Raw genomic sequence first — 25,252 nt, forward strand, 5'->3', positions numbered from 1 at the left:
CGCTATGAGTGGCAGCGTCAGAAAGGCCGTCGGCGTCGAAACCATCGGCATGACCATGCGCTTCGGCGGCTTCACGGCGCTGGACGCCGTATCGGTGAAGGTGTCGGCAGGTTCCTTCCACGCGCTGCTCGGCGAGAACGGCGCCGGCAAGTCGACGCTGGTCAAGTGCATGATGGGTTTTTATCACCCGACCTCCGGCGACATTTTGGTCGACGGCCGGGAGGTCAAGATTGCCAGCCCCAGGGATGCCTCGGCGCTAGGGCTCGGCATGGTCTACCAGCATTTCACGCTGGTGCCGTCGCTGACCGGAGCGGAGAACCTCGTCATCTCGCGCGAAAAGGTGCCCGGCATCGTCGACTGGCGCAAGGAGCGGGGCGATCTTGCCGTATTCATGGAGCGCATGCCGTTCAAGCTGCCGCTGGACGTCAAGGTGGCGGAGCTTGCCGCCGGCGAGAAGCAAAAGCTCGAAATCATCAAACAGCTCTATCTCGGCCGCTCCTTCCTGGTGCTGGACGAACCGACTTCGGTGCTGACGCCGGGCGAAGCGCAGGAGGTGCTGGGGCTGGTCCGCGCCATGACCAAGGCGGGTGACCTCACCGTGCTGATGATCTCGCACAAGTTCCATGAGGTGACCGCCTTCGCCGACGATGTCAGCGTGCTGCGCAAGGGCAAGCTTACCGGGACCGGCCGCGTCGCCGATCTCGACCACAAGGCGATGGCGGCGATGATGGTCGGAGACCAGCCGATCGCCGCGCTCGACAGTCGCGCAACGCCGAAGCCCGATGCTGAGATTGTGCTCAATGTCAGATCGCTGAAGGCGCCGGACCGCACCGGTCTGAAGTCGATCAGCATCCTGGACCTCGGCGTGCGCTCGGGTGAGATCGTCGGCATCGCCGGCATTTCGGGCAACGGTCAGAAGGAATTCCTGGAAGTTTTGGCCGGCCAACGGCCGCGCGAGGCCGGCGAGGTGCTGGTGCGTGGCTTAGCCTATGCGGCGACGCGCGCCGAGGCGCGGGCGCTCAATGTGCGCCTCATTCCCGAGGAACCGCTGAAGAATGCCTGCGCGCCGAAAATGACGGTGGCCGAAAACATCTCCTTCCGCACCTTCGACATGGATGGCAATGGCAGGCCGGTGAACTGGATTAGCGCCAGCGCCATTCGCGCCTTCGGCGCCCGCCTGGTCGAGCAGTTCAAGGTCAAGACCGCCTCGCTGTCCTCGCCCATCGCCTCGCTGTCGGGCGGCAATGTGCAGCGCGCGGTGCTGGCGCGCGAGCTGACCGGCGAAGTCGACCTGCTGATCGTCTCCAATCCTTGCTTCGGCCTCGATTTCTCGGCGGTGGCCGAAACCCGCGCTCGCATCATGAAGGCGCGCAACGCGGGTGCGGCCGTGCTGTTGATGTCGGAAGACCTCGACGAGCTCTTGGAATTGTCCGACCGCATTTTCGTCATGTCGGACGGCGCGCTGGTCTATGAGACGCCGATCGCCGGGGCGAGCGTACAGACCATCGGCGAGCATATGGCGGGACATCACTGATGGCGCAAATCGACGCGCAGCCGTTCGCCTTTGCGTTCAAGCCCGACACGATGGCGCTGGTCGTCATCGACATGCAGCGCGATTTCGCCGAGCCCGGCGGCTTTGGCGCCAGCCTCGGCAACGATGTCAGCCGCATCCAGGCGATCGTGCCGACAGTGAAGAGGCTGATCGAGGGGTTCCGCGCCGCCGGCGTGCCTGTGATCCACACGATGGAGTGCCACCGCGCCGACCTCTCCGACCTGCCGCCGGCCAAGCGCAACCGCGGCAATCCGTCGATCCGTATCGGCGATGTCGGGCCGATGGGTCGCGTGCTGATATCGGGCGAGCCGGGCACCGCGATCATCGCCGAACTGGCGCCGCTGCCGGGCGAGATCGTCATCGAGAAGCCGGGCAAGGGCGCCTTCTACGCGACCAGATTCGGTGACGATCTGAAGCGGCTTGGCGCGCAGCAGCTGGTTTTCGCCGGCGTCACCACCGAAGTCTGCGTGCAGACGACGATGCGCGAGGCTAACGATCGCGGCTATGAGTGCCTGCTCGCCGAAGATGCGACGGAAAGCTATTTCCCCGAGTTCAAGGCAGCGGCCATCGCCATGATCCGCGCCCAAGGTGCCATTGTCGGCTGGACGGCGACGACCGACCGGGTGCTGCAGGGAATCGCGAATGGTTAATCTGAGTTTTGCCGGCCTCGTCGGTGCCGGCTGGCGCGACCTGGCGTTCGAGCCTTTTCGCGACGGTATCACAGTTCACTGGCTGTTGAAGGGCGGACCGGTGGAACCCTCGGTCGCGATCCTCAATTACCGGCCCGGCGCCGGCGTGCCCCGCCATCGCCATGTCGGACTGGAAACCATCGTCGTGCTCGAGGGCACACAGAGCGACGAGAACGGCGATTATCCGGCCGGCAGCGTTATCTTGAACCCGGCCGGGACCGAGCATTCGGTGTGGACGAAGGACGGCTGCGTCGTGCTGATCCAGTGGGACCTGCCGGTAATTATTCTGGGGGAGGCCATATGAGCGAGATCCGCTTCGATATCATCAGCCTGCACGCGGCCTATGCCGGCGGTGTGACTGTCGCGGATATGATTGATGCGGCGCATGCCCGTATCGTGGCGGCTGACGATCCCGGCATCTTCATCCATCTCGCCGGAAGGGAGGAGATGCTGGCGCAGTCGCAAAAGCTTGGACCGTTCGATCCGGTTGCCAAGCCGCTGTGGGGCGTGCCGTTCGCGGTCAAGGACAACATCGATGTCGCCGGCATGCCAACGACGGCAGCCTGCGCCGAATATGCCTATATGCCGGAGAAGGACGCCACGGTGGTCGCCCGGTTGAAGGCCGCCGGCGCGCTGGTGGTGGGCAAAACCAATCTCGACCAGTTCGCCACCGGCCTCGTCGGTGTCCGCACGCCTTACCCGATCCCAAGGAACGCCGTCGATGCCAGTCTCGTGCCGGGCGGCTCCTCGTCCGGGTCGGCGGTGGCGACGGCGCGGGGCATTGTCTCCTTCGCGCTGGGCACCGACACGGCCGGCTCCGGCCGTATCCCCGCCGGCCTCAACAACATCGTCGGGCTCAAGCCGACCGTCGGCGCGCTCTCGGCCGCCGGCGTGGTGCCAGCCTGCCGCACACTTGACTGCGTCTCCGTGTTCGCACTCACCGTTGACGACGCCTATGCGGTGTTCGGCGTCGCGGCGGCGGAGGACCCGGCCGACGCCTATTCGCGCGCGATCAACGCGCCGGCGCTTGCCGCGCGGCCACCGGTGCTGAGCGTCGGGGTGCCGGCGAAGAGCGACCTGAAGTTCTTCGACGACGCCTCGATGCCGGCCGGCTTCGAGGCAGCACTTGGCCTTCTGGAAACGCTCGGCTGCCGGCTGGTCGAAATTCCGTTCGGCGATTTCTACGCCACCGCCAATCTTCTCTACGAAGGCGCCTGGGTCGCCGAGCGCTACGCGGCGATCGGCGACTTCATGGACGCCAACGAGGCCGCCATGCATCCGGTGACGCGCAAGATCATCGGCGGCGCCAGAAGTCTGTCGGCGGCGGACGCCTTTCGCGGCCTCTATGCCTTGCAGGCCTACAAGGCGAAGCTCGCCCCGGTCGTCGCCTCGGTCGACCTCTTCTGCGTGCCGACCGCGCCGACGCATTACACTACAGCCGCGGTGCTCGCCGATCCGGTCGCGACCAACAGCCGGCTTGGCACCTACACCAACTTCGTCAACCTGCTCGATATGTGCGGCATCGCCGTGCCGACTGGCAGGCGCAGAGACGGTCTGCCGATGAGCGTCACCTTGCTGGCGCCCGCTGGCCGCGATGCGCTGACGACAATGCTCGCCCGGGACCTGCATGGGCAGAGCGGCCTCCCACTCGGCGCAACGGGCTGGCCGCAGCCCGGCCCGCGGCCGGCCGCCGTGCGGCCCTGCGATGGCATGATCGACCTGGTGGTCGTCGGTGCGCATCTGTCGGGCATGCCGCTCAACGGCCAGCTCAACCAGCTCGGCGCGCAATTCCTGCGAGCGACCAGGACCGCCGCCGCTTACAAGCTCTATGCGTTGGCCGGCCAGTCCGTGCCCAAGCCCGGCCTGATCCGCGTTGCCGACGGCGGCATGCGGATCGACGTCGAGGTCTGGCGACTTGGGCCGGAGGCCTTCGGCCATTTCGTCGCCGCTATTCCGGCTCCGCTCGGCATCGGCACGGTCGAACTTGAGGACGGCACCCCTGCCAAGGGCTTTCTGGTCGAAAGCGCGGGCTTGGACGGTGCCTCCGACATCTCCTCATTCGGCGGCTGGCGCCGCTTTGTCGCGTGCGGCAAAGACATGGCCGATCAAAGTGAAAAGCGGCAGAACTGGCCCGCTGGCGTCCCGATCTGATTGTCGCGCAAGGCTGGCCTTGCCGGACCGGCATGGCGGTATCGGTGGCTTTGTGGGCCGCGCGGAGGAATATGTCGCGGATGCAGTGGTGTGCAGACCAACCAGATGGCGACGGGCAGGTGATCCTAGCGTCCGTCTATCAAAATTTCGGGTTGGCTGCCCGCCAGGCCTCATACTCATCGTTCGCACTTGGATGCAGCGGATAATAGCGTTGCAACGGCCCGCCCTCCATCAGCTTCATGCGTGAGAACTCCTCCCAGTCGTGATGCTTCTGTGATTCCTCGATCACCTTCGCGGCCATCGCGACGGGAAGCACGACCACCCCGTCGTCGTCGGCGACGATGATGTCGCCGGGGATCACCGTGACACCGCCGCAGGCGATCGGAACGTTGACGGCGTTGGGATAGATGCTGGTTTGCACATGGTAGTTGGGCGTCCAGCCGCGCAGCCATAGGGCCAGATCGAGCTTTTCGACATTGGGCCGATCGCGCATGCACCCGTCGATGACGATACCCGCGCCGCCTCTGCCTTTGAAGTACGTCGACATCATATCGCCGAAGACGCCCGAACTCATGTCGCCGCGCGCGTCGACCACCACCACATCGCCCTCTTGCGCGTGGTAGAGCACGTGCCGGTGCAGCTGCTTCTCCGGATCGGCATACTCTCCCTCGGTGAAGAGGTCCGGCCGCTGTGGCATGAACTGCAGCGTCAGCGCCGGCCCGACGATCGACTTGCCGTGGTTCTGGGCCACCGGGCCGACCATGTGCGGATTGCGGAAGCCCATATGGCCAAGCGTGCCGGCAACCGTCGCGGCGCCGATCCCCTTCAGCGCGTCAATCAGATCCTTGGGCGGCCGCGTGATGTCGGAAATATGCGTCATTGTGGACTCCGATTGAAGGGAACTACCAGTTCGTGACAGAACCATCGCGGCGCTTGAGGTGGGGCGCTTCCCAGAAACGGAAGCTTTGCGCCTGGACCGCCTCTTCGTTGACCTCGACGCCGAGCCCCGGCAGATCGCTGACGGGATAATCGGAGCCGTCGAGCCGTGGTTGCACCGGAAAGAATTCGGAATTGTCGAAGCCCAGCTCTGCTTCGGGCGCCCTGGTCTCGAGCCACGAAAAGTTTGGTACCGCGGCGGCGAGATGCACGGTCGCGGCCGTGCACACCGGGCCAAGCGGATTGTGTGGCATCAGGTCCACATAGTGCGCCTCGCTCCAACCGGCGACTTTCATCGCTTCCGTGAAGCCGCCGACATTGCAGATATCGAGCCGGTTGAACTGGTGGATACCGCGCTCGATATAGGGCAGAAACTGCCACTTGCTGGCAAATTCCTCGCCGATGGCGAAGGGGATGTCGGTCATCTTGCGCAGGGATTCGTAGGCTTCCGGCGTCTCGTCGCGTATCGGCTCCTCGAGGAAATCGAGCACGCCGCGGTCGAGCTTGCTGCAGAAGCTCGCCGCCTCCGCCACCGATAGCCGATGGTGATAATCGATGCCGAGGACGACCTCGTCGCCCAGCGCCCGGCGCGCCTTGTTCAGCATCGTCGCTGTAGCGCCGATCGACTCGCGCGGCTCGAAGACATCCTTGCTGTTTTGCCCGACGGGAAAGAAGCGGATTGCCTGCCAGCCCTGTGCGTGCAGTTCGCGGGCCCGTTCGATGGCCACGTCGCCCTCGGCCTCGTCTCCGGTCGAGGCGAAAGTGGGGATCCGGTCGCGCTGCTTGCCGCCCAGCAGCTCGTAGACCGGTATCCCCAGCGCCTTGCCCTTGATGTCGTGAAGGGCGATGTCGATGGCTGATATCGCCGCCTGCAGAACGCGCCCGCCTTCGAAATACTGGCTGCGGTAAACCTCCTGCCAGATCCGCCCGGTCTGCATGGGGTCGCGGCCGACGAGAAACTCGCGATAGTGCTCGACCGCGCCGGCCACGGCCTTCTCGCGGCCGCTCAGGCCGCTCTCGCCCCAGCCGAAGATGCCGTGGTCGGTCTCGACCTTGACCAGCATCTGGTTGCGCGTTCCCACCCACACCGGATAGGGCTTGATCGCGGTGATCTTAAGCTTCGTAGTCATCCACCCACGTTCCACACGCATCCGCCCGCTCAGCTGGCCTCGAGGGCCATTTCGGTTTCGCCGTCGAACAGATGCATCCGCTCCTGGTCGAACTCGAGCCAGATCCGCTCGTCGGGCGTCACCGCAATGTTCGGTGGCACGCTGACGTTGACGATGGCACCGGAGAGAAACGCCTGCACGAAGGTGACGTCTCCGGTTGGCTCCACCGTGTAGACCTTGGCCGGGATGCTGCCCGGCACGGCACTCTTGTGCAGCTTGATCGTCGAGTGGCGTGCGCCGAGCACGATCTTTTTGGTCGTTGCCTTCGTGACCTTCTGGACGTTGCGCGGCGAGAGCCCGAGGCTCCAGCCCTCCGCGCTGGTCAACACGGTGCCGCCGTTTGCTGTCGATATCTCCAGCGGAATGAGGCTCATCGCCGGACTGCCGATGAAGCTGGCGACGAACATGTTCACCGGATGGGCAAAGACCTGTGCCGGTGAATCGTATTGCTGCAGGAAGCCGCCGTTCATCACCGCCATCTTGTCGGCCATGGTCACGGCTTCGAGCTGGTCGTGTGTCACATAGATGATCGTCGCCTTGAGGTCCTGGTGGAATCGCTTGATCTCCGACCGCATCTGCACGCGCAGTTTGGCGTCGAGGTTGGAGAGCGGCTCGTCCATGAGAAACACGGCGGGGTCGCGTACAAGGGCGCGGCCCAGGGCGACGCGCTGCTGCTGGCCGCCCGAAAGTTCGCGCGGCTTGCGCTCGAGCAGGTGCGTCATGTCAAGCACCCGCGCCGCTTCCTTGACCTTCTTGTCGATCTCGTCCCTGGGCAGTCTGCGCATCTGCAACGGGAAAGCGAGATTCATATAGACCGACTTTTGCGGATAGAGCGCGTAGTTCTGGAACACCATTGCGATGTCCCTGTCCTTGGGGTCGAGGTCGTTGACCACCCGGTCCCCAATGACGATGTCGCCCGATGTGATCGAGGTCAGCCCCGCGACGAGATTGAGCGTGGTTGTCTTGCCGCAGCCTGAAGGGCCGACGAGCGCAACGAACTCGCCATCATTCACCGTCAGCGAAACGTCGTTGACGGCTTTGAAGCTGCCATAGGTCTTGACGAGATCTTTGAGGACCACGTGGGCCATCGGCAACTCCTTAATGCTTGACCGCGCCTTCTGTAAGGGCGCGTACGAAGTATCGTTGCAGGACGAGGAACAGCACCACGACGGGCACGCTCATCATGAAGCTCGCCGCCATCAGGCCCGGAAAGTCCGTCGTATTTTCAGAGAAGAAGCGCTGGATGCCGACCGGCAGGGTCAACTGGTCGTTCTTGGACAGGAACGTGTAGGCGTAGATGTACTCGTTCCACGCGCCGATGAAGGAATAGATCGCCGTGGCGATGATTCCTGGCGTCGAGAGCGGCATGACGATCATGATAAAGGCCTGGAACCGCGTTGCGCCGTCGATGCGCGCCGCCTGCTCGAGCTGCACCGGGATATTGTCGTAGAAGCCCTTGAGCAGCCAGATCGCCAGGGGCAGGCCGAAAGTGAGATAGGTCAGGATCAGCGAGCCATGCGTGTTCACCAGCCCGATCGCGCGCATCAGGATGAAGAGCGGCACGAGAAAGATCACCGCCGGGAACATGTTGCGCAGCAGCACGGCGAAGAACAGGAAGTTCCGGCCTGGGAAAGTGAAGCGCGAAAATGCATAAGCCGCGGGAACAGCCACGATCACCGAAAGGATTGTCGTGGCGGTCGACACGAACAGGCTGTTCCAGAAGAAGCGCAGGAAGTCCTGGCCGACGCTATTCTGCGGATCGAGCAGCTTCCGGTAGCTGGCAAGCGTAGGCTCGTCAGGCCACCATTGCGGCGGGAATTGGGTCGCCGCGAAGCCCGACTTGATCGAGGTGATCAGCATCCAAATCATCGGCACCGCTGTGTAGAGCAGCATCAACAAGAGGAAGATACGTCCGGCCCAGCGCCACCCGTCGACGCGCATGCTGCTACGGGTCTGGCGTCGAGAGCCGGTCTCGGCGATCGTGCTCATGCGCGCCCCTCTTTCCGCTCGTTGCCGCTCAGTGCACGAACGTAGAAGTAGCCCAGCGCCATCAGGATGAGGAACAGGAGCACCGAATAGGCGGATGCCACGCCCCAGCGTTGCCGGCCGAAAGCGAGTTCGTAAATGTGGGTTATCCAGATATGCGAGGCGTTCGACGGCCCGCCGCCAGTCATGATCCAGGGGATGATGAAGGAATTGAAGTTGGCCACCGCGAGCAGCAGGATCGTCACCACCGAGACGTTGCGTAAGTGCGGGAAGGTGACGTGCCAGAAGCGCTGCCATGCATTGGCCCCGTCGACTTTCGCGGCGCGCAACAACTGGTCGGGGACAGTCTGCAGGCCGGCCATCATCATGATCATGGCGAACGGAAACTCGCGCCAGATATTGACGACGATCAGGGAGGGAAGCACCGTGCTGACGTTGTCGATGAAATTCGGCGGCCGGTCGGCCAATCCGAGGCCGACCAGCACCGCGCCGATGATGCCGAAGTCCGAATGGTAGATCCACTTCCAGATGTAGGAGGCGGCGACCGCGCTGATGACCCAGGGAATGATCAGGATGGCGCGCAGGACGCCACGACCGACAAAGTCGCGGTGCAGCGCCAGCGCTGTGGCGAACCCCAGGACAAAGGAGATGAAAGTCGACCCAAATGTCCAGATCAGGGTGTTCCAGGTGACCTTCCAGAACACCTCGCTGGTGAGGATGGTCGTGTAGTTGTCGAAGCCGATGAAGGTCTTGTCACGCAGTTGCAGGCCAGGCGGCGTTTTATAGAACGACAGCTCGACCGTGTAATAGATCGGATAGGCGATGACGATGAGCATCACGGCGATCGCGGGGAGCACGTATGCGTAGTCGGCGCGATGCGCCCAGATATTCCGCAGCATGCCGGACCTGCCGGGTTGCAATCTTCCGCGAGCCTCGGCCTTGCCGGTCACGATCGTCACTGTGGCTGCCCTTGTTCTTCGGAAGGACCGGCTGCACTCTCGGCGTAGCCGGTGGATCGCAGGTCAGGTCGGACTAGAGTCCGCCCATCAGGTCTTTCACCTTCTTGGCTGCGTCGTCCGCTGCCTGATCAACGGTCATCGCTCCGGTCAGGGCATTCTGCAGCATGTCCGGGATGATGATGTTCATGATCTCGGGAGACTCCGGCAGCGCCGGGAAGGGGATGCCGTAGGGCAGCATCGATGTCGTGACGTCGAGGAACTTGATGTGGTCCAGACGTTCCTTCATCCATTTTGTCTTGAAGCCATTGAGGTTGCCGGGGTTCGAGCCGGCATAGGCCATCTTCAGTGACCATTCAGGGCTCGCCCACATGCAGATCATCGCCTTCGCGGCCGGCTCGTCCACCTTGCCGCCCTCTACATATTCGGGCTTCAGGATGTGAATGTTCGAGCCGCCGAACACGACGGCGCGCTTGCCGTCGGGACCAGTCGGAACCAGACCGTAGCGCATGTTGTCGATGACGGTCTGCGCCTTGTCCTTGTCGGTGCCGGTTGCCTTGGCCTGCAGGTCGAGCATCACGTTGTAGTCTGACGGGTGCGAGATCATCATGCCCAACTGTCCGGCGACGAACAGAGGCTGGTTGTCGGCCTGCTGGTTGGTGAGTGCCGAAACCGGAACCGACTTGTCGCGGACATACATGTCGTATGAGGCTTGCAGCGCCGCCTTGCTCTGCGGGCTGTCGAGCTCCACCTCTTTATATGTCGGGTTCGCGGTGGCTTCGTCGAAGACGCCGCCGCCATAGGCCCACAACTGCGGCATGAAGCGATAGGGCGTATTGCCGGCATTCTTGCGAGCCACGAGGCCGTAGCCGGCAATGCCGAGCTTGTCGTGTATCTGCTTGGAATACTTGACAACGTCGTCCCACGTTGCCGGAGCCTTGTCCGGATCGAGGCCGGCACGCTTGAAGATGTCGGCATTCCAGATGAACGCCATCGTCTCATTGTTCGTCGGTACGCCGTAAGTCACCCCATCCCAGGTTACGGCCTTCATGGCGCCCGGCCAGAAATCCTCGGTCGAATACCCCACATCCTCGGGTTTGAGCGGCTGCAGATAGCCCTTCGAGGCGAATTCGGTACCGCCGAGGATTTGCAAGCGCACCGCCATCGGTGCGGCATTGCCCAGGAGCGCCGTGCGGAACTTGTCGAGAAGATCGTTATAGGTGAGGGCTTGTTCCTCGAGCTGGATGTTCGGATAGGTCTTGCGGAAAGTCTCGAAGAAATCCTTGTAGTACTGGCGCAGGAGGTCGGGATCGCCCTCGAACACGCCCTGATACCAGAAAGTCAGTCGCCCCTTGTAATCGAGCGGGGTGACCTTGGCGCAATCGCCGGCCGTGTCGAAATCCTGTGTTCCCGCGATGGAGCGCACATATTCGGGCGACCACTTGCTCAGGTCGACCGGCGGCGCACCCAGCGCCGATGTCGACATAAGCGATGCAGCCAAGACACCGACGACAGTGCCACGCAGGACCGCACTGCCGAGCATAATCCTCGTCATAGGTATCCTCCCTGATTCTCCGCCCTGCGATCGCGAGGATGGTTCTTTCAGTACGGTGTATCCTCTCGATCACTTGGTACGTTTTCAGATCATGAATTGCCTGTCAACGCATCAGATCGTACATTGTTTATGCGAACCGTGCGTGATATCGGACAGACTGTGTATTGATTGGGGGAGCCGGCCTTGGCCGAAACAGACGATTTTAAAGCAAAGCCACCTCCGGGGATCGACGCCATCGGAGCCTCCAGCGAGGGCGCCTCGCTTTACGAACTGATCAGGGAAGACATCATTGAGGGACGGCTCGCCGCCAACGAACGGCTTGTCGTCACCGATCTCGCCCGCCGCCACGGCACTTCGACGAACCCGGTGCGCGAGGCCCTGCAGTTGTTGCGGGGCGAGGGCTTCGTCATCTTCTCGCCCAACCGCGGGGCTCGCGTAAGACCCATCGATCAGGATTTCGTCCGCGATATCTATGAGATCGGAGTCCTGATCGAGCCCGCCTTGACGCGATGGTTTGTGGGTATGGCTACCGGCGAGGACATTGCCGAACTCGAACGTATCCAGGGCTTGATTGAAGAAAACAACTTCGCCGACACGTTCAGGCACAGTGAACTGGATACCGCCTTCCACACGGTGATGTACCAGCGGCACTATAACCGCCATGCCGCCGAGCTTTGGTGGAAGCATCGCGAAGTGCTGCGGGCGGTGAGCCGGCGCTTCAATTTCACGCTCGCGCGGCGTGCCGCGATCATTCGCGAGCACCGCGAACTCATTGCGCTCATCAAGGCGGGGGAAGCCGACAAGGCAGCCGAACTCATTTCCCGCCATGTCGAGGGTTCCGGCCGCCATGTTCTCGAACAGATGCGTGCGCGCAGCGCCGCTCGGGCCGGATAGGACGAGGGGTCGAGTCTGGAGCATCGTGGCTGGCCATCACTGACACTGAGGTAGTTGAAATGAAAATCACGAGCGTTCGGCCGTGGCTGATCAAGTCCGATGCTTCCTATTGGGGGGAATTCCTGTTCGTCGAGGTGACGACAGACGAGGGGGTGAGCGGCTGGGGAGAGATCACCACCACCACCAGGCTCGCCAACCGCGCCCTCTGCACGATCCTTCGACAGATCGGAGCCGCGGTGACAGGCGAGGATCCGGCGCGCATCGAGTATCTCTGGCACAAGATCTTCCGCAGCTTCACCTATATGGGCAGCCGCGGCGCCGCGGTCGAATGCGTGAGCGCGATCGACATAGCCCTCTGGGATCTCAGGGGCAAAGTCTTGGGCAAGCCGGTCTACGAACTGTTGGGCGGACCGGTCCGCGATGAAATCGCGCTCTATACCCATCCCAACCAGGCCAAATTCACCAGCAAGGATGCTGTGGTCCGCGAAATCCTGGATATCGTCGAGTCCGGACACACTGCTCTCAAGTTCGATCCTTTCCCTCACCAGGGTCGCGATGCCGACGGCATGTCGCGCGAACAGCGGAACGGCTACCTCGATGGCAGCATGACGCGCAAGGACGAGCGCGAGGCCGCCGAACTCACGGCTCTGATCCGCGAAACGGCGGGCCCTGACGTCGACATCCTCATCGATGCGCATGGCCGCTTCGACGTTCCGACCGCCATTCGCCTCTGTCGCAGCCTCGAGGAAGCCGGCCAGATCGACTGGTTCGAGGAGCCTTGCCCGCCCGAGAGCCTTAACGCCCTCAAACAGGTGCGCGACAAGGTCAGTGCCGCCATTTCTTGGGGCGAGCGCGGCCACACAAAGTGGGATTTCGTGCCGGTACTCGAGAACAAGCTCGCCGACTACATCATGCCTGACGTCACCTGGACCGGCGGCATTACCGAGCTCAAGAAGATTTCCGCCCTATGCGAAGCCTACTACATCCCGGTCTCGCCACATGACGCCGCGGGACCGATCAACGTGGTCGCGGGAGCGCAAGTGATGATGACCGTTCCCAATTTCTACAAACTCGAAACCTCGGAGTGGAATTTGGGCAAGTACGATCATCTCATCGACAGGCCGCTCGATGTTTCGAACGGCAGCCTCAAGCTGAGGTCGACGCCGGGCCTCGGCATCGAGATGAACCGCGACTACCTGCAAGCCCATGAGATCGAACTGGGCTAGCAACGCCATCGCCAGCATGCGGGGCGCCAGGCCTCGCCGACCAGAACGAGGATAAGTCATGCCAAAGACGGACGGAGCCGACGAGGCCCTCAACCGGGTCAACACCAACTCGAAGCCGTCCGAGCTTCGCATCACCGACATGCGGGTGGCCGAGATTGTCGGCGCGCCGTTCACCTCGGCGCTGCTCAAGATCTACACCAACCAGGGCATCGTCGGGCTTGGCGAAGTGCGCGATGGCGCCAGCGCGACCTACGCGCTGATGCTGAAGAGCCGGCTGCTCGGCGAGAACCCTTGCGACATCGATCGCCTGTTTCGCCGGATCAAGCAGTTCGGCGCGCACGGCCGGCAGGGCGGCGGCGTCTCGGCGGTCGAAATCGCCCTCTGGGACCTCGCCGGCAAGGCCTATGGCGTGCCGATCTACCAGATGCTTGGGGGACGTTTTCGCGACAAGGTGCGTGTCTATTGCGATACCGACGCCGAGAAGCCCAGCGGCGCCGAGACCGGCAAGCGGCTCAAGGCGCGGATGGATCTCGGTTTCACCTTCCTCAAGATGGACCTCGGGCTGGCGCAGATCTCCCACATCCCGGGCGCGGTGGTCGCGCCGGCCGGCGTGCTCGACGGTTTCCGCACGCATGTCGGTCGCGGTTGGGGGAAGACGCTGGACGAACGCCGGGCGCGCAATGCCGCCTATGAGGCACAGAACGTGCCCCACCCCTTCACCGGCCTGCACTTTACCGAAAAGGGCATCGACCTGCTCGATCAATATATCCACGAGGTTCGCGAGGTCATCGGCTACGAGATTCCGCTCGCCATCGACCATGTCGGCCACATCTCGCTGCAGGACGGCATCCGTCTTGCCCGGCGCATCGAGAAATATGCGCCGGCCTGGCTCGAAGACGTGATCCCGTGGCAATACACCGAGCAGTATCAGCGGCTGCAGGAAGCAACGTCCGTGCCGATCTGCACGGGTGAGGACATCTATCTCAAGGAAGGCTTCGAGCCGTTGCTCAACTCGGGCATCTCGGTCATCCACCCGGACCTCCTCACCTCGGGTGGCATTCTTGAGACCAAGAAGATCGGCGACGCTGCCCAGGACCGGGGCGTCGCCATGGCCATCCACATGGCGGAGAGCCCAATCGCCGCGATGGCCGCCGCGCATGTCGCCGTGGCGACGGAAAACTTCATGGCACTCGAGTTTCACAGCGTCGAAGTGGACTGGTGGGACGACATCGTCACCGGTCCTCCCAAGCCTCTGGTGAAGGACGGCTTCATCACTGTTCCGGACAGGCCGGGGCTGGGCATCGACGACGTGGTCGATGAAGTCATCAGCCAACACTTGCAGCCGGGTGTCACCGGCGTCTGGCTGCCCACGGATCGCTGGGACGACGAATATTCCTGGGATCGTACCTGGAGCTGAAGAAAGAACCGAAGATGAAGATCACGGACCTCCGCTGTGCCGTCATCGGCAAGCATCCCATCGTTCGCGTCGTCACCGACGAAGGCCTCTATGGCCTGGGAGAAGTCGAGTTCACCAAGACCTACCTCAAGCCTTGGGTGCTGCATTTCCGCGAGGCGCTGATCGGTGAGGATCCGACCGACGTCGAGCGGGTCATGTTGAAGATCCGCCAACGCGGCTCTTTCAAGCCCTATGGCGCGGCGGTCAGTGCGATCGAACATGCGCTTTGGGATATCGCCGGCAAGGCCGCGGGCGTGCCGGCATACAAGCTGCTCGGTGGCAAGGTGCGCGACAAGGTGCGCGTCTACAATGGCTCGATCCGCCAGAAGCGCACAGGCGACCGGCCGGAGGACTACGCCGCTGACGTCAAATGGATGATGGAGCAGCCGCAGAACTTCTTCATGGTCAAGCAAGGCATCTCGTTCCATTCCAACATGAAGGACACCATCGAGGATTTCCATTACGGCGTGACGCAGAAGAAGGCCGGCTATCACGGCGCCATGGATCAGGGCGTGATCAGCGAGCGTGGTTTCAACCACATGCTCGACTGCGTGATCGCGATGAAGGAAGTGCTGGGCGACAAGGTCAGCCTGGCACTCGACTGCGGCCCGGGCTGGATGCTGCCCGATGCGATCAAATTCGCTCGCGCGGTCGAGAAGTACAATCTGATGTGGCTCGAGGACATGTTGACCGGCGACTATGTGCCGTGGGTCAATCCGCAGGCCTATAGGGAGCTGACCACCTCCACCTCGACGCCAATCCATACCGGCGAGCAGATCTACCTCAGGCACAATTTCAAGGAGTTGATCGAGACGCAAGCGGTGCGCGTGATCGGCCCCGATCCTGCCGACATTGGCGGCATTGCCGAACTCAAATGGGTCGCCGAGCACGCTTACATGCACTCGATCCTGATGGCGCCGCACGGCACTGCGAACGGGCTCCTCGGCCTCGGCGCGCTGATCAATGTCTGTGCCACCTTGCCCGCCAACTACGTGGCGTTCGAATATCCCAGCGCCTCGGACCCCTGGTGGAACGACATCGTCATCGGCCTGCCCAAGCAGATCGTTAAGGATTCGATGATCGATGTGCTCGAAGCCCCTGGGCTCGGCCTAGACATCGACGCCCAAGGCGCCAAGAAATATTTGCTGGCGGAGGATGCCGGGTTCTTCGACTGATTAACATCGAGCGGAGATGAGCGCTTGTCGTCTGCTCCAAGGCGAGAAACCAGCCGCGACAGAGTGGTTTCGGCGGCAATGTGCGCTTCAATGCTGTCCCGCTCGGCCTTTGCTTTAGCTGCCCGGGTGAAAAAAACTCGAGTGGGATTGTTGCTGTTGATACAGGCGTCACACGCACCTTCCATGCGCTTTGGCGGCAGCACTTTTCCCCGGCCCGCTACCGAACTAACCTTTGCTTGCATGGTCGAGCCGGTCGCGCAGCATGCTCCAGGGGAGCAGCATGTTCGGCGCATAGCGGACCACGCTGTGCAGCGGGATCGGCGACGGCGGACCGAAGGGAAGCGGCAAGTCTCGGGCATTCGCCCCGCTTGCCCAGTCCGCCAGCACCTTGCCCATCGCCGTGGTCATAGCGATGCCGCGCCCATTGCAGGCAAAGCCGGCGATCAAGCCTGCCCCGAGGTCGACGAGGCGCGGCAGGAAATCTGGATCAACGGCTGCTATCCCCGACCAGCTAAAGGCAAGCGCCGGCAGGTCGGGCAGGTCGAGATGCCGGGCAAGGCGCCGCCGGATCGCTTGCGGCACCCGCGCATCAGCGCCGGGCTCGAAAATATGCATGCCGCCGCTGATCAGCCGGTTGTCGGCGTCGAAGCGGAAGGTGAAAAGATTGCGTCTGGTGTCGCCGACGCCTTGCCCGCCGGGCAGGAGGCGGCTGCGGATGTCGCGCGGCAGCGGCGCGGTCGCGATCTGGAAGATCTTCAGCGGAAAATAAGTTCGCCGCAGCGTCGGGCTGAGCGGTCCGCCATAGGCGTTGGTGGCGACCAGTACCTTGGCCGCACGCACCGCACCCGAGGGCGTTTTCAGTGACCAACCATCGGCCGCGCGATCGATCGATGTGACGCGCGTCCGTTCGAAGATGCGTGCGCCGGCCTTCTCCGCCGCATCGGCCAAACCTCGTGCGTAGGCTACCGGATTGAGTACGCCGGCCGAACGGTCCATCCAGCCGCCGACATAGCCGCGCGCGCCCGTCAGAGCCTCGACGTCGTGCCGATCCAGCATGACAGCCGGCCGGCCGCGCCGTGCCCATTGCCCGGCTCGCGATTTGACCTTCTCGAAGGCGGCGGGCGAATGCGCCGGCTGGATCCATCCGTTCCGCACGGCGTCGCAATCGATGCCGTGCCGCCGGATCAGCTCGAATACGAGGTCGGCGCTGCCGGCGGCAAAATCGATCAGACGTTCGCCGCGCTCGGGGCCGAGATGTGCAAGGATGCTGTCCGGGTCCATCTTGGCGAAGTTCGGCACGACGAAACCGGCGTTCCGCCCGGTCGCGCCCCAGGCGATGATTTCGGCTTCGAGGACGGCGACGGACAATCCTCTCCCAGCTGCGTGCAGTGCCGTTGAGAGGCCGACAAAGCCGCCGCCGACGATGGCTAAGTCGACATCCAAGCCCCCTTGCAGCGCCGGCCGGTCGCGGCGGTTGCGGCTGACGGCGTGCCAGAGCGAAGCGTCATGCGCCTCTTGCCGGACCACTGCGTTCATGACCCGGAACCGCTCTTGGCCGCGACCGCCTTCGCCCGCTTGCCCAGGCGTGGTCGCCGCGGCATGTCGCCGAACAATCCATTTGGCCGGATCAGCAGAATGACGCAGAGCATGACGCCGATCGCGACGATCTGCAGCGAGGCGGCGCGTGCCTGCTGCTCGGGCGCAAACAGCATGCTGGTCAGCGTGCCCGACCCTGCCCAGATCGCCCAGACCAGTATGCTGCCGATGACGGCGCCAAGATTGCTGCCAGAGCCGCCGACAATCAGCATCACCCAGACCTGAAAGGTCAGGATCGGCAGGTAATTGTCCGGCGCGATGAAGCCGGTGAAGTGCGCCTGCAGCGCACCGGCCAGAGCCATGATGGCGCCGCCGACGGCAAAGGCCTGGACGCGGTAGAAGCGCGCGCTCTTGCCGAGCGATATCGCCGCCCGCTCATCCTCCCGCAATGCCTTCAGCACACGGCCCCAGGGGCTGCGCGACAGATGTTCCAAGGCGAGATAGGCGACCAGCGCCACAGCGCAAACAACGGCAAGGTTCGACAGATTGAACAGCAGCGGCGTCTCCGCAAGGCTGCCGAACGGGCGCGGGATGAAGCCTATGCCGAACGGGCCGCCGGTCAGCTTCTGCGCGTTGAGCGCAACCAGTTGCACGACCACGGCGACGCCGAATGTGGTGATCGCCAGATAATCGGATCGGAGGCGCAGTGTGGCCATGCCGGTAAGTGCCGCGGCAATGCCGCCAACCACCATGGCACCCGCCCAGCCGATGAGGATCGGCAGGCCGAAGCCGCCCAGCCTTGCGGGGTCGTCCGGGGTCGTCAGCAGCGCCGAGGTATAGGCGCCGATGGCGACAAAACCAGCGAGGCCGACATTGAACAGGCCGGTCAGTCCCCATTGCAAATTGAGCCCCAGCGTGACCAGCGAGAAGATCAGCGCCGTGGTCAGAAAGAAGGCGCCATAGCCGATGAGATCGATCATCTCTCCCGAACTCCGAAAAGGCCGATCGGCCGCACGAACAGCACCGCCATCAAGATGATGAAGGAAACGGCGGCGCGCCATTCGGCGCCGATCAGTTGCACCGCGCCGGCTTCGGCGAGCCCGATGATCAGGCCACCGAGCACCGCACCTGGGATGCTGCCGATGCCGCCCAAAATGGCGGCTGCGAACATCGGCAGCAGCATGTCGAAGCCCATGAACGGGCGGATCTGCACCAGGATGCCGATCATCACGCCGGCCACGCAGGCCAATGCGCCGCCGACGATCCAGGTGACACAGACCACGCTGGCGACGTCGATGCCGACGATGCGGGCCAGTGCCGCGTTCTGGCTCAGCGCCTGCATGGAGCGGCCGGTCTGCGTGCGTGTCATCAGCAGATGCACGCCGAGCACGAGTATGGCGGTCAGCAGCAACAGGGCGATCTGGTCAGGTGTGACGCGGATCCCGAAGCCGACCGGCATGGCGATCTGGATCGCCCGGCTGAAATAGGTCGGCCGCGAGGTGAAAGTGAATTCGAGCAGGCTCCTGAGCGCCATCGAGGCGCCGAAACTCGCCATCACCACGATGATCGCCTGGCCTTGCGACCGCAGCCGCGAAAACAGCACCTTGTCGAGCAGCAGCGCCAGCAAAGCGGTGAATACCATGCCGACGACCAGCGCAACAAGAAGCGGCCAACCGAAGGACAGCGGCGCGATCGGGGCTACCTTGCCGAATGTCGCGCCGATGGTGCTGACGACGGCCAATGTCGCATAGGTGCCCCAGGCCATGAAGTCGCCATGCGCGAAGTTCGAGAAGCGCAGGATCGAATAGGTGAGCGTCACGCCGATGGCGCCGAGGCCGATCATCGAGCCCGTCAGCAATCCGTCGACGATGAATTGCAGGCTCATGCCATGCCTCCCTTCCGATGCTGGGGGCGCTGACCGAGATAGAGTTCGGCGACGATCGGGTCGTTCCACAGTTCGGAGGCGATGCCCTGGTGCCGGTCCTTGCCTTCGACCAGCACGTAGGCACGGTCACCGATGGCAAGCGCTGCCTTAGCGTTCTGCTCGACCAGCAGGATTGTGACGCCGGACTTGCGGATGCCGGCCAGCATCTCGAACACCATCGAGACGAACTTTGGCGACAGGCCGGCCGACGGTTCGTCGAGCACCAGCACCTTGGGGTGGACGATCAGCGCCCGTGCGACGGCAAGCATCTGCCGCTGGCCTCCCGACAGATTGCCGGCTGCCGTGCGCCGCTGGCGGACGAGGTCGGGGAAGGCGGCGTACATCTCCTCGATGCGACCGGGGATATCGCGGCGATCGAGAATGCCGCAAGCGACCCTGAGATTGTCCTCGACCGACATCAGCGGAAAGATGTTCTCGGTCTGCGGCACGAAGGCGAGGCCAAGCCGCACCATGGTGTGGGCCGGCGCGGCGGTGATGTCCTTGCCGTCCAGGAACACCGTGCCGCCGGTGATCGGGACAAGGCCGGCGATCGCCTTGATGAAGCTCGACTTGCCAGCGCCGTTGGGACCGAGGACGACGACGATCTCACCTTTTCTGACCGTGATCGAGGCGCCACGCACGATCGGCACGCCAGGTTCATAACCGGCTTCGAGATTGCGGACGTCGAGGACGGTCTCGCTCATGCGGTGCCTCCGAGATAGGCCTCGATGACGCGCGGATCGCGGGCGACCTCCTCGGCTGTGCCTTCGCTCAGCAACTGGCCGCTCGCCATGACGAGGACGCGATGGCAGAGCCGCGTCACCATGTCGATGTTGTGCTCGATCAGCAGGAAGGTGATGCCGAGCGCGTTGATCTCGCGGATGCGGTCGATGATGACTTCGAGCAGCGTCGCGTTGACGCCGGCTGCCGGTTCGTCGAGCAGGATGATCGCCGGGTTGGCCATCATGACGCGGGCGAGCTCGAGCAGCTTGCGCTGGCCGCCGGACAGCACGCGTGCCGGCTCATGGGCGAGATGGGTGAGCGTGACGAGTTCCAGCAGTTCGAGCGCCTTTGTCCGGGCGGCTCTTTCCTGCGCCGCCACCCGCCATGGCGTGACGAAATTGGCGAGCAGCCTTTCGCCGGCCTGGCCCTGTGCCGCAAGCATGATGTTTTCGATCAGCGTCAGATTGGGTAGCGGGCGCGGAATCTGGAAGGTGCGGCCAAGGCCGCGGCCGATGCGCAGATGGGCGGCCTCGCCGGAGACGCGCACGCCATTGAGAAGAATCTCGCCGCCGGTGGGCAGGATGCTGCCGGCGAGTAGGTCGAACATTGTCGTCTTGCCGGCGCCGTTCGGTCCGATCAGGCCAAGGATTTCGCCCGCTTTGACATCGAACGAGACATCGTTGACGGCGACAAGGCCGCCGAAACGCCTGACGACATTGCGTGCCGTCAGAACCGGCGCACGGGTCTCCTTCCCCTGCCTTTCCGCTGCCTCGCTCATCAAACCCTCGGGTCGAAGACGATCATCGTCGCCTCCTGATTTTTGATTTGTGATCACACTTGCTTTGATCACGCTATTCGGCTTTAATTCCGACCGCAAGCCGAAAACCCGCCAACGACGGAATTCCATGCAAAAGGCTGCCATCGAAAAGAACAACGAGGCGATCGCCGCCCAGCTTGCGCCGGTCGGCCGCGAAACGGTGCAGGATCGCGTCTATTCCGAATTGCGGCGCGCCTTGATCGGCGGCCTGTTCGAGCCGAGCCAGGTGCTGACGATCCGTGGCCTTGCGGATGCGCTGGTCACCTCGACCATGCCGGTACGCGAGGCGCTGGGACGGCTGATCACCGAAAAGGCCCTGGAGGCGCTGCCCAACCGGTCTGTGCGCGTGCCGCCGATCACGCTGGAACGCCTCGACGATCTCTTGCGGGCCCGCATCCTGATCGAGGGCGAAGCGATCGCGCTTGCCGCCGCGCGCATGGGGTCGCGCCAGATCGCGACCATCGAGACCATTCTGGCCGAATGGGACGAGATGCGGGCGCTGAAACACAAGAAGGATGTCGACCGCGAAGTGACGCTCAACCAGAGTTTTCACTTCGAGATCTATCGCTCCTGCGGCTCGGCCGTTCTGATCCCGATGATCGAGAGCCTGTGGCTGCAATCGGGGCCTTGCATTCGCGTCGCCATATACGCCTTCTCGGAAGCCGGCGAGGTCGACACCGCGCAGTATCACCGCCGCATCGTCGAGGCGCTGGCCACACAGGACGCGCAGGCGGCGCGCGAAGCGCTGGTCGCCGACATCAGCCGGCCCTTCACCTTCCTGCGCAGCAAGCTGCAAACCGCCGCCGCGAGAGACCAGACATGACCTCCATCAGGATCAGCGAACCGCGCTCGAAGCTCTCCGTCACGGCGCTGTTGCTGCCAGAGAAGGCACCAGAAAACGCTGCCTTTCTCACGGCATATCTAGCTACGCCACGCGTGGTCCCCGGCATCCACGCCATGTGGACGGGACCTGAGATTTCCTGTCCGGTTCCCGCCGCCGATCTTGAAGGCCAAACCTATGCCAGGCCGTTGCCGGCGGAAAACGCGACGCTGACGCCGCAGCCCGGCGATATCGGGCTATCCTACGTGCCGCAGCGCATGTGGGGCGGCAATCCCAATGCCATTTTCGACATCGGCCTGTTCTACGGGCAAGGGGCGCGGCTACTGTTCCCGATCGGTTGGCTGGCCGGCAGCGTGGTGGCGCAGGTGGTTGCCGAGGAGCGCGATCAGTTCGCCGCCGCATGCGGGGTGATCCGCCGCAACGGCGCCTGCGACATCACCTTCAGCCTGGTGGAGGCCTCAAATGGCTGACGACAGTTTCGAGCTTTTCGATCTTCGCGTCGAGGCGGTCATCCCCGACGGCAAGCCGATCTATTGCGGCGCCAAGGCCGGCGATTATTTCGAGCTCAGGGGTGAGATGCTGTCGATGCCTGCCGGGCAGGGGTTTTCGATCTACTCGCTTGCCGCCGTGTTGCCGCTGCTGCCTGCAAAGCAGCGCTCGACAGACCGCAACGACTGGATGACATCGGACGCCGAGATCGCCTGTCCCGATCCCAATTGCGCCAGCCGGCTGCGGATCGTCAGGTTGGCCAAGCGGCGGTTCAGCCATGCCGAAACCACGGCCGTGCCGCTGCCGGAGGAGAATGACGAGAGATGACCGCCAAGACCTTCGAGCTCGGCCCCGGCTACACCATCTCGCGCGTCATCCGCGGAGGCTGGCAACTGGCCGGCGGCCATGGCGCCATCGATCGCAGCCAAGCGGTGACCGACCTGATCGCCACCTTCGATGCCGGCATCTGGACCTATGATTGTGCCGACATCTACACCGGCGTAGAGGAACTGATCGGCGCGGCACGCCTGCGGCTGGCGAACGAACGCGGCCTCGATGCCGCGGCCAAAATGAAGGTGCACACCAAGCTGGTGCCCGACCTCGAGCGGCTGGCCACCATCAGCCGCGATTACATCAGAGGCATTGTCGACCAGTCGCTGCGGCGGCTGAAGACCGAGCGGCTCGACCTCGTGCAGTTCCACTGGTGGGATTATGCGATGGCCGGCTATGTCGAGGCGATGGGCTGGCTCAACGAGCTTCGGCTCGAGGGCAAGGTGCGCAATCTCGGCACCACCAATTTCGACACGCCTCGGCTTGCCGAAATCCTGGCCGCCGGCATCCCGCTGGTCAGCCAGCAACTGCAATATTCAGTGCTTGACCAACGCCCTGCGAACAGCCTTGCCGCACTCGCCGCGAAAAACGGCGTCAGCTTCCTCTGCTACGGCTCGGTGGCCGGTGGCTTCCTCAGCGACAAATGGCTCGGCGTGGCCGAACCCGCTACACCGCTCGAAAACCGCTCGCTGGTCAAATACAAGCTGATCATCGACGATTTCGGCGGCTGGGACCTGTTCCAGCAGCTGCTTTGGGCACTGAAGGCTGTCGGCGACCGCCACGGAGTCGACGTCGCCACCATCGCCAGCGCCTGGGTGCTGGAGCAACCGCAAGTGGCGGCCGTCATTGTCGGCGCCCGCAACCAGGCCCATGCGCTGGCCAATGCGAAAATCATGGCCGTCGAACTTGATGCCGGAGACCGGGCCAAGATCGCCGCCGTGATCGCGCAAAGCCACGGCCCCGAGGGCGACGTCTACACGCTGGAGCGTGACCGCCATGGCCGCCACGGCTCGATCATGCACTACAATCTGAATGCAGGCCGGACATGAGCGCCATCAACACGACGCTGTTTTCAAGGGCCAGTGCCGAGGTCATGGATCTGCATCGGTTCTTCGTCGACTGGTTCGTCGCCGCGCGCGCCGACAAAGTCGATTTCCGTCGCTTCGAAACCGCCATGGGTGACGGCTTCAGCATGGTTCCGCCGGACGGCCATGTCCTTGATCGTGATGCGGTCGTCGATCACGTCCGCTCCAGCCGCGCCACCTGCGACGACGGCTTTGCCATCTCGATCGAGGATATCCGGCCCGGTTGGCAGACCGCCGATACGATCGTCGTCCTCTACGTCGAGGCGCAGCTGCGCGGCGGCAAGCGCAGTCGTCGCCAGTCGAGTGCCGTCTTCACCACCAGTACATCGGCGCCCAACGGCGTCGAATGGCGACATCTGCATGAAACCTGGCTGCAGGTGCCGGAACACTGACACTTTCCAGACGTCAAACCAGTTCGTGTAACTCAAGGGGAACAACAATGAGAAAGACGATGCTACAACTCACCACCGCGCTTGCTCTCGTGACGATGGCAGGTGCTGCACACGCCGCCGACTGCAAGATCACCGTCGGCCTTGTCATGGAACTGACCGGCCCGGCCGGCGAATACGGCCAGGCTGGCGCCAAGTCGGTCGAAATGGCCTTCCGCGACATCAACGAAGCCGGTGGCGTGCGCGGCTGCGACCTCGTCACCGATACGCGCGACAGCCAGAGCCAGGGCAACATCGCGGTCGACGCCGCAACCCAGCTGGTGCAGGTCAAGAAGGTGCCGGTCATCATCGGCGGTATCATCTCATCGGTGTCGATCCCGATCCTTACGTCGGTTACGGCACCGGCCAAGATCGTCCAGGTGTCGCCCGCTTCATCCTCGCCGACGCTGACCGCACTCGGCCGCGAGGGCAAGACCAACGGCATCTTCTTCCGCACCATCACCTCGGACGCGCTGCAGGGCGTGGCTGCCGCCAAATACGCCATCGACAGGGGCTTCAAGAAGCTGTCGATCATCCACGTCAACAACGATTTCGGCGTCAACATGGTGACTGAGTTCTCGCGCGCCTATAAGGCGCTCGGCGGCACCATCGTTTCCGATACGCCCTATAATGAGAAGCAGTCGAGCTATGCCTCGGAGGTGACGGCGGCGATGGGGGGAGAGCCCGATGGGCTCTATCTAGTCAGCACGCCAGTCGATGGCGCTACCATCGCCCGCACCTGGATTTCGCAAGGCGGCGTGCAGAAATTCCTGCTCAATGACGGCATGAACAGCCCTGACTTCATCGAGTCAGTCGGCGCCGACTATCTGAAGGATGCCTATGGCACGTCCTCCGGCACCAGCCCGACGGCTTCCACCGACTACTTCATGAAGAACTACAAGGCGTTTTCCGGCATCGAGCCGTCAAATCCCGCGGCCGACCGCTCCTATGATGCCGGCGCCATTGTCGGGCTCGCCATCGCGATTGCCGGGTCCGAGGACCCGGCCAAGATCAAGGACGCCATGTACAAGGCGGTCGATCCGGCCGGCACGCCGATCTATGCCGGCAAGGAAGAATTCGCCAAGGCGCTCGGCCTGATCAAGGACGGCAAGCCGATCCGTTACGAAGGCGTCATCGGCCCTGTCGCCTTCGACAAATTTGGCGACATCACCGGCCCGTTCCGGCTGTGGAAGATCGTTGACGGAAAGGTGACCACCGACGGTGAGATGACCACCGACGACGTCAACGCGCTGCAGGCAAAGCTTCAGTAGGCCGGCGAGACCTTGCCCCGGCGCGATCCCCCTTTTTCGCTGGGATCGACGCCGGGCAGGTAC

25 protein-coding genes are annotated in these 25,252 nt (G+C 63.4%); 14 read left to right on the forward strand and 11 right to left on the reverse strand.

Annotation, left to right across the window (positions count from 1 at the left end; all coding sequences use genetic code 11):
• Positions 1-4 precede the first annotated feature (4 nt).
• Genes C7I87_RS04340 through atzF form a run of 4 tightly spaced genes read left to right on the forward strand, consistent with a single transcriptional unit; the run spans position 5 to position 4,392 of the window.
• Positions 5-1,534: an ABC transporter ATP-binding protein gene (locus C7I87_RS04340; protein WP_149903037.1), complete on the forward strand. Its 1,530-nt coding sequence runs from the start codon at positions 5-7 to the stop codon at positions 1,532-1,534.
• Positions 1,534-2,202, forward strand: coding sequence for a cysteine hydrolase family protein (locus tag C7I87_RS04345; protein ID WP_149903038.1), 669 nt, complete (start codon positions 1,534-1,536; stop codon positions 2,200-2,202). Before C7I87_RS04340 ends, C7I87_RS04345 begins: the two co-directional genes overlap by 1 nt.
• Positions 2,195-2,545 carry a cupin domain-containing protein gene (locus C7I87_RS04350; RefSeq protein ID WP_149903039.1) on the forward strand — a complete coding sequence of 117 codons (351 nt, stop codon included), beginning with the start codon at positions 2,195-2,197 and terminating at the stop codon, positions 2,543-2,545. The genes C7I87_RS04345 and C7I87_RS04350 overlap by 8 nt, the downstream gene beginning before the upstream one ends.
• Positions 2,542-4,392 (forward strand): allophanate hydrolase, encoded by a 1,851-nt coding sequence (atzF, locus tag C7I87_RS04355; RefSeq protein ID WP_149903040.1) that lies wholly within the window; start codon positions 2,542-2,544, stop codon positions 4,390-4,392. The genes C7I87_RS04350 and atzF overlap by 4 nt, the downstream gene beginning before the upstream one ends.
• A 139-nt stretch (positions 4,393-4,531) precedes the next feature.
• On the opposite strand, the gene C7I87_RS04360 is transcribed toward atzF, so the two are convergent.
• From C7I87_RS04360 to C7I87_RS04385, 6 genes are all read right to left on the reverse strand, one after another.
• The gene (locus C7I87_RS04360) at positions 4,532-5,272 is read right to left on the reverse strand and encodes a ribonuclease activity regulator RraA (RefSeq protein ID WP_149903041.1); all 741 of its coding nucleotides are present in this window, start codon (positions 5,270-5,272) and stop codon (positions 4,532-4,534) included.
• Between the two features lie 22 nt (positions 5,273-5,294).
• Positions 5,295-6,458, reverse strand: coding sequence for a mandelate racemase/muconate lactonizing enzyme family protein (locus C7I87_RS04365; RefSeq protein ID WP_149903042.1), 1,164 nt, complete (start codon positions 6,456-6,458; stop codon positions 5,295-5,297).
• Between the two features lie 29 nt (positions 6,459-6,487).
• Positions 6,488-7,585, reverse strand: a complete 1,098-nt coding sequence (locus tag C7I87_RS04370) for an ABC transporter ATP-binding protein (protein ID WP_149903043.1) — start codon at positions 7,583-7,585, stop codon at positions 6,488-6,490.
• 10 nt (positions 7,586-7,595) lie between these two features.
• Complete coding sequence (locus tag C7I87_RS04375) at positions 7,596-8,486, reverse strand: carbohydrate ABC transporter permease (protein ID WP_149903044.1); 891 nt, start codon at positions 8,484-8,486, stop codon at positions 7,596-7,598.
• On the reverse strand, positions 8,483-9,442 hold the full coding sequence (locus C7I87_RS04380) for a carbohydrate ABC transporter permease (protein ID WP_149903045.1): 960 nt from the start codon (positions 9,440-9,442) through the stop codon (positions 8,483-8,485). Before C7I87_RS04380 ends, C7I87_RS04375 begins: the two co-directional genes overlap by 4 nt.
• A 73-nt stretch (positions 9,443-9,515) precedes the next feature.
• Positions 9,516-10,994, reverse strand: a complete 1,479-nt coding sequence (locus C7I87_RS04385; protein WP_149903046.1) for an ABC transporter substrate-binding protein — start codon at positions 10,992-10,994, stop codon at positions 9,516-9,518.
• Positions 10,995-11,177: 183 nt separating this feature from the next.
• Between C7I87_RS04385 and C7I87_RS04390 the strand changes: the two genes are divergently transcribed.
• Genes C7I87_RS04390 through C7I87_RS04405 form a run of 4 tightly spaced genes read left to right on the forward strand, consistent with a single transcriptional unit; the run spans position 11,178 to position 15,745 of the window.
• The gene (locus C7I87_RS04390) at positions 11,178-11,888 is read left to right on the forward strand and encodes a GntR family transcriptional regulator (protein ID WP_149903047.1); all 711 of its coding nucleotides are present in this window, start codon (positions 11,178-11,180) and stop codon (positions 11,886-11,888) included.
• A gap of 59 nt (positions 11,889-11,947) precedes the next feature.
• Complete coding sequence (locus tag C7I87_RS04395; protein WP_149903048.1) at positions 11,948-13,114, forward strand: mandelate racemase/muconate lactonizing enzyme family protein; 1,167 nt, start codon at positions 11,948-11,950, stop codon at positions 13,112-13,114.
• A 58-nt stretch (positions 13,115-13,172) separates the two neighbouring features.
• Positions 13,173-14,531, forward strand: coding sequence for a mandelate racemase/muconate lactonizing enzyme family protein (locus C7I87_RS04400; protein WP_149903049.1), 1,359 nt, complete (start codon positions 13,173-13,175; stop codon positions 14,529-14,531).
• A gap of 14 nt (positions 14,532-14,545) precedes the next feature.
• A complete protein-coding gene (locus tag C7I87_RS04405; RefSeq protein WP_149903050.1) occupies positions 14,546-15,745 on the forward strand; it encodes a mandelate racemase/muconate lactonizing enzyme family protein in 1,200 nt (399 codons plus the stop codon).
• A gap of 225 nt (positions 15,746-15,970) precedes the next feature.
• Here the strand turns inward: C7I87_RS04405 and C7I87_RS04410 are convergent, their stop codons facing one another.
• From C7I87_RS04410 to C7I87_RS04430, 5 genes are read right to left on the reverse strand one after another with little or no spacing between them, the layout of a single operon-like run.
• A complete protein-coding gene (locus C7I87_RS04410; protein ID WP_149903051.1) occupies positions 15,971-17,281 on the reverse strand; it encodes an NAD(P)/FAD-dependent oxidoreductase in 1,311 nt (436 codons plus the stop codon).
• Positions 17,278-18,261, reverse strand: a complete 984-nt coding sequence (locus tag C7I87_RS04415) for a branched-chain amino acid ABC transporter permease (protein WP_188393725.1) — start codon at positions 18,259-18,261, stop codon at positions 17,278-17,280. The genes C7I87_RS04410 and C7I87_RS04415 overlap by 4 nt, the downstream gene beginning before the upstream one ends.
• Positions 18,258-19,166, reverse strand: coding sequence for a branched-chain amino acid ABC transporter permease (locus tag C7I87_RS04420; RefSeq protein ID WP_149903052.1), 909 nt, complete (start codon positions 19,164-19,166; stop codon positions 18,258-18,260). The genes C7I87_RS04415 and C7I87_RS04420 overlap by 4 nt, the downstream gene beginning before the upstream one ends.
• Positions 19,163-19,909, reverse strand: a complete 747-nt coding sequence (locus C7I87_RS04425) for an ABC transporter ATP-binding protein (RefSeq protein WP_149903053.1) — start codon at positions 19,907-19,909, stop codon at positions 19,163-19,165. Before C7I87_RS04425 ends, C7I87_RS04420 begins: the two co-directional genes overlap by 4 nt.
• Positions 19,906-20,706 carry an ABC transporter ATP-binding protein gene (locus C7I87_RS04430; RefSeq protein WP_149903054.1) on the reverse strand — a complete coding sequence of 267 codons (801 nt, stop codon included), beginning with the start codon at positions 20,704-20,706 and terminating at the stop codon, positions 19,906-19,908. The genes C7I87_RS04425 and C7I87_RS04430 overlap by 4 nt, the downstream gene beginning before the upstream one ends.
• 127 nt (positions 20,707-20,833) lie before the next feature.
• Here C7I87_RS04430 and C7I87_RS04435 point away from each other — a divergent pair, with 127 nt between their 5' ends.
• From C7I87_RS04435 to C7I87_RS04460, 6 genes are read left to right on the forward strand one after another with little or no spacing between them, the layout of a single operon-like run.
• Positions 20,834-21,568: a GntR family transcriptional regulator gene (locus tag C7I87_RS04435; RefSeq protein ID WP_149903055.1), complete on the forward strand. Its 735-nt coding sequence runs from the start codon at positions 20,834-20,836 to the stop codon at positions 21,566-21,568.
• Entirely contained in the window at positions 21,565-22,056 is a 492-nt protein-coding gene (locus C7I87_RS04440) for a DUF3830 family protein (RefSeq protein ID WP_149903056.1), read from the forward strand. The genes C7I87_RS04435 and C7I87_RS04440 overlap by 4 nt, the downstream gene beginning before the upstream one ends.
• Positions 22,049-22,402 carry a TIGR04076 family protein gene (locus C7I87_RS04445; protein ID WP_149903057.1) on the forward strand — a complete coding sequence of 118 codons (354 nt, stop codon included), beginning with the start codon at positions 22,049-22,051 and terminating at the stop codon, positions 22,400-22,402. Before C7I87_RS04440 ends, C7I87_RS04445 begins: the two co-directional genes overlap by 8 nt.
• Complete coding sequence (locus tag C7I87_RS04450; protein ID WP_149903058.1) at positions 22,399-23,454, forward strand: aldo/keto reductase; 1,056 nt, start codon at positions 22,399-22,401, stop codon at positions 23,452-23,454. The genes C7I87_RS04445 and C7I87_RS04450 overlap by 4 nt, the downstream gene beginning before the upstream one ends.
• The gene (locus tag C7I87_RS04455) at positions 23,451-23,882 is read left to right on the forward strand and encodes a DUF4440 domain-containing protein (protein WP_149903059.1); all 432 of its coding nucleotides are present in this window, start codon (positions 23,451-23,453) and stop codon (positions 23,880-23,882) included. Before C7I87_RS04450 ends, C7I87_RS04455 begins: the two co-directional genes overlap by 4 nt.
• A gap of 47 nt (positions 23,883-23,929) precedes the next feature.
• Positions 23,930-25,189: an ABC transporter substrate-binding protein gene (locus C7I87_RS04460; RefSeq protein ID WP_149903060.1), complete on the forward strand. Its 1,260-nt coding sequence runs from the start codon at positions 23,930-23,932 to the stop codon at positions 25,187-25,189.
• Positions 25,190-25,252 lie beyond the last annotated feature (63 nt).

It is taken from the genome of Mesorhizobium sp. SARCC-RB16n, assembly GCF_008520305.1.
Taxonomy (GTDB): Bacteria; Pseudomonadota; Alphaproteobacteria; order Rhizobiales; family Rhizobiaceae; genus Mesorhizobium.

Excerpts from the sequence above, each read along its gene's own strand:
- C7I87_RS04340 (WP_149903037.1), top strand. The coding sequence starts at position 5 with ATGAGTGGCAGCGTCAGAAAGGCCGTCGGCGTCGAAACCATCGGCATG.
- C7I87_RS04345 (WP_149903038.1), top strand. The coding sequence starts at position 1,534 with ATGGCGCAAATCGACGCGCAGCCGTTCGCCTTTGCGTTCAAGCCCGAC.
- C7I87_RS04350 (WP_149903039.1), top strand. The coding sequence starts at position 2,195 with ATGGTTAATCTGAGTTTTGCCGGCCTCGTCGGTGCCGGCTGGCGCGAC.
- atzF (WP_149903040.1), top strand. The coding sequence starts at position 2,542 with ATGAGCGAGATCCGCTTCGATATCATCAGCCTGCACGCGGCCTATGCC.
- C7I87_RS04360 (WP_149903041.1), bottom strand. The coding sequence starts at position 5,272 with ATGACGCATATTTCCGACATCACGCGGCCGCCCAAGGATCTGATTGAC.
- C7I87_RS04365 (WP_149903042.1), bottom strand. The coding sequence starts at position 6,458 with ATGACTACGAAGCTTAAGATCACCGCGATCAAGCCCTATCCGGTGTGG.
- C7I87_RS04370 (WP_149903043.1), bottom strand. The coding sequence starts at position 7,585 with ATGGCCCACGTGGTCCTCAAAGATCTCGTCAAGACCTATGGCAGCTTC.
- C7I87_RS04375 (WP_149903044.1), bottom strand. The coding sequence starts at position 8,486 with ATGAGCACGATCGCCGAGACCGGCTCTCGACGCCAGACCCGTAGCAGC.
- C7I87_RS04385 (WP_149903046.1), bottom strand. The coding sequence starts at position 10,994 with ATGACGAGGATTATGCTCGGCAGTGCGGTCCTGCGTGGCACTGTCGTC.
- C7I87_RS04395 (WP_149903048.1), top strand. The coding sequence starts at position 11,948 with ATGAAAATCACGAGCGTTCGGCCGTGGCTGATCAAGTCCGATGCTTCC.
- C7I87_RS04400 (WP_149903049.1), top strand. The coding sequence starts at position 13,173 with ATGCCAAAGACGGACGGAGCCGACGAGGCCCTCAACCGGGTCAACACC.
- C7I87_RS04405 (WP_149903050.1), top strand. The coding sequence starts at position 14,546 with ATGAAGATCACGGACCTCCGCTGTGCCGTCATCGGCAAGCATCCCATC.
- C7I87_RS04410 (WP_149903051.1), bottom strand. The coding sequence starts at position 17,281 with ATGAACGCAGTGGTCCGGCAAGAGGCGCATGACGCTTCGCTCTGGCAC.
- C7I87_RS04415 (WP_188393725.1), bottom strand. The coding sequence starts at position 18,261 with ATGATCGATCTCATCGGCTATGGCGCCTTCTTTCTGACCACGGCGCTG.
- C7I87_RS04420 (WP_149903052.1), bottom strand. The coding sequence starts at position 19,166 with ATGAGCCTGCAATTCATCGTCGACGGATTGCTGACGGGCTCGATGATC.
- C7I87_RS04425 (WP_149903053.1), bottom strand. The coding sequence starts at position 19,909 with ATGAGCGAGACCGTCCTCGACGTCCGCAATCTCGAAGCCGGTTATGAA.
- C7I87_RS04430 (WP_149903054.1), bottom strand. The coding sequence starts at position 20,706 with ATGAGCGAGGCAGCGGAAAGGCAGGGGAAGGAGACCCGTGCGCCGGTT.
- C7I87_RS04435 (WP_149903055.1), top strand. The coding sequence starts at position 20,834 with ATGCAAAAGGCTGCCATCGAAAAGAACAACGAGGCGATCGCCGCCCAG.
- C7I87_RS04440 (WP_149903056.1), top strand. The coding sequence starts at position 21,565 with ATGACCTCCATCAGGATCAGCGAACCGCGCTCGAAGCTCTCCGTCACG.
- C7I87_RS04445 (WP_149903057.1), top strand. The coding sequence starts at position 22,049 with ATGGCTGACGACAGTTTCGAGCTTTTCGATCTTCGCGTCGAGGCGGTC.
- C7I87_RS04450 (WP_149903058.1), top strand. The coding sequence starts at position 22,399 with ATGACCGCCAAGACCTTCGAGCTCGGCCCCGGCTACACCATCTCGCGC.
- C7I87_RS04455 (WP_149903059.1), top strand. The coding sequence starts at position 23,451 with ATGAGCGCCATCAACACGACGCTGTTTTCAAGGGCCAGTGCCGAGGTC.
- C7I87_RS04460 (WP_149903060.1), top strand. The coding sequence starts at position 23,930 with ATGAGAAAGACGATGCTACAACTCACCACCGCGCTTGCTCTCGTGACG.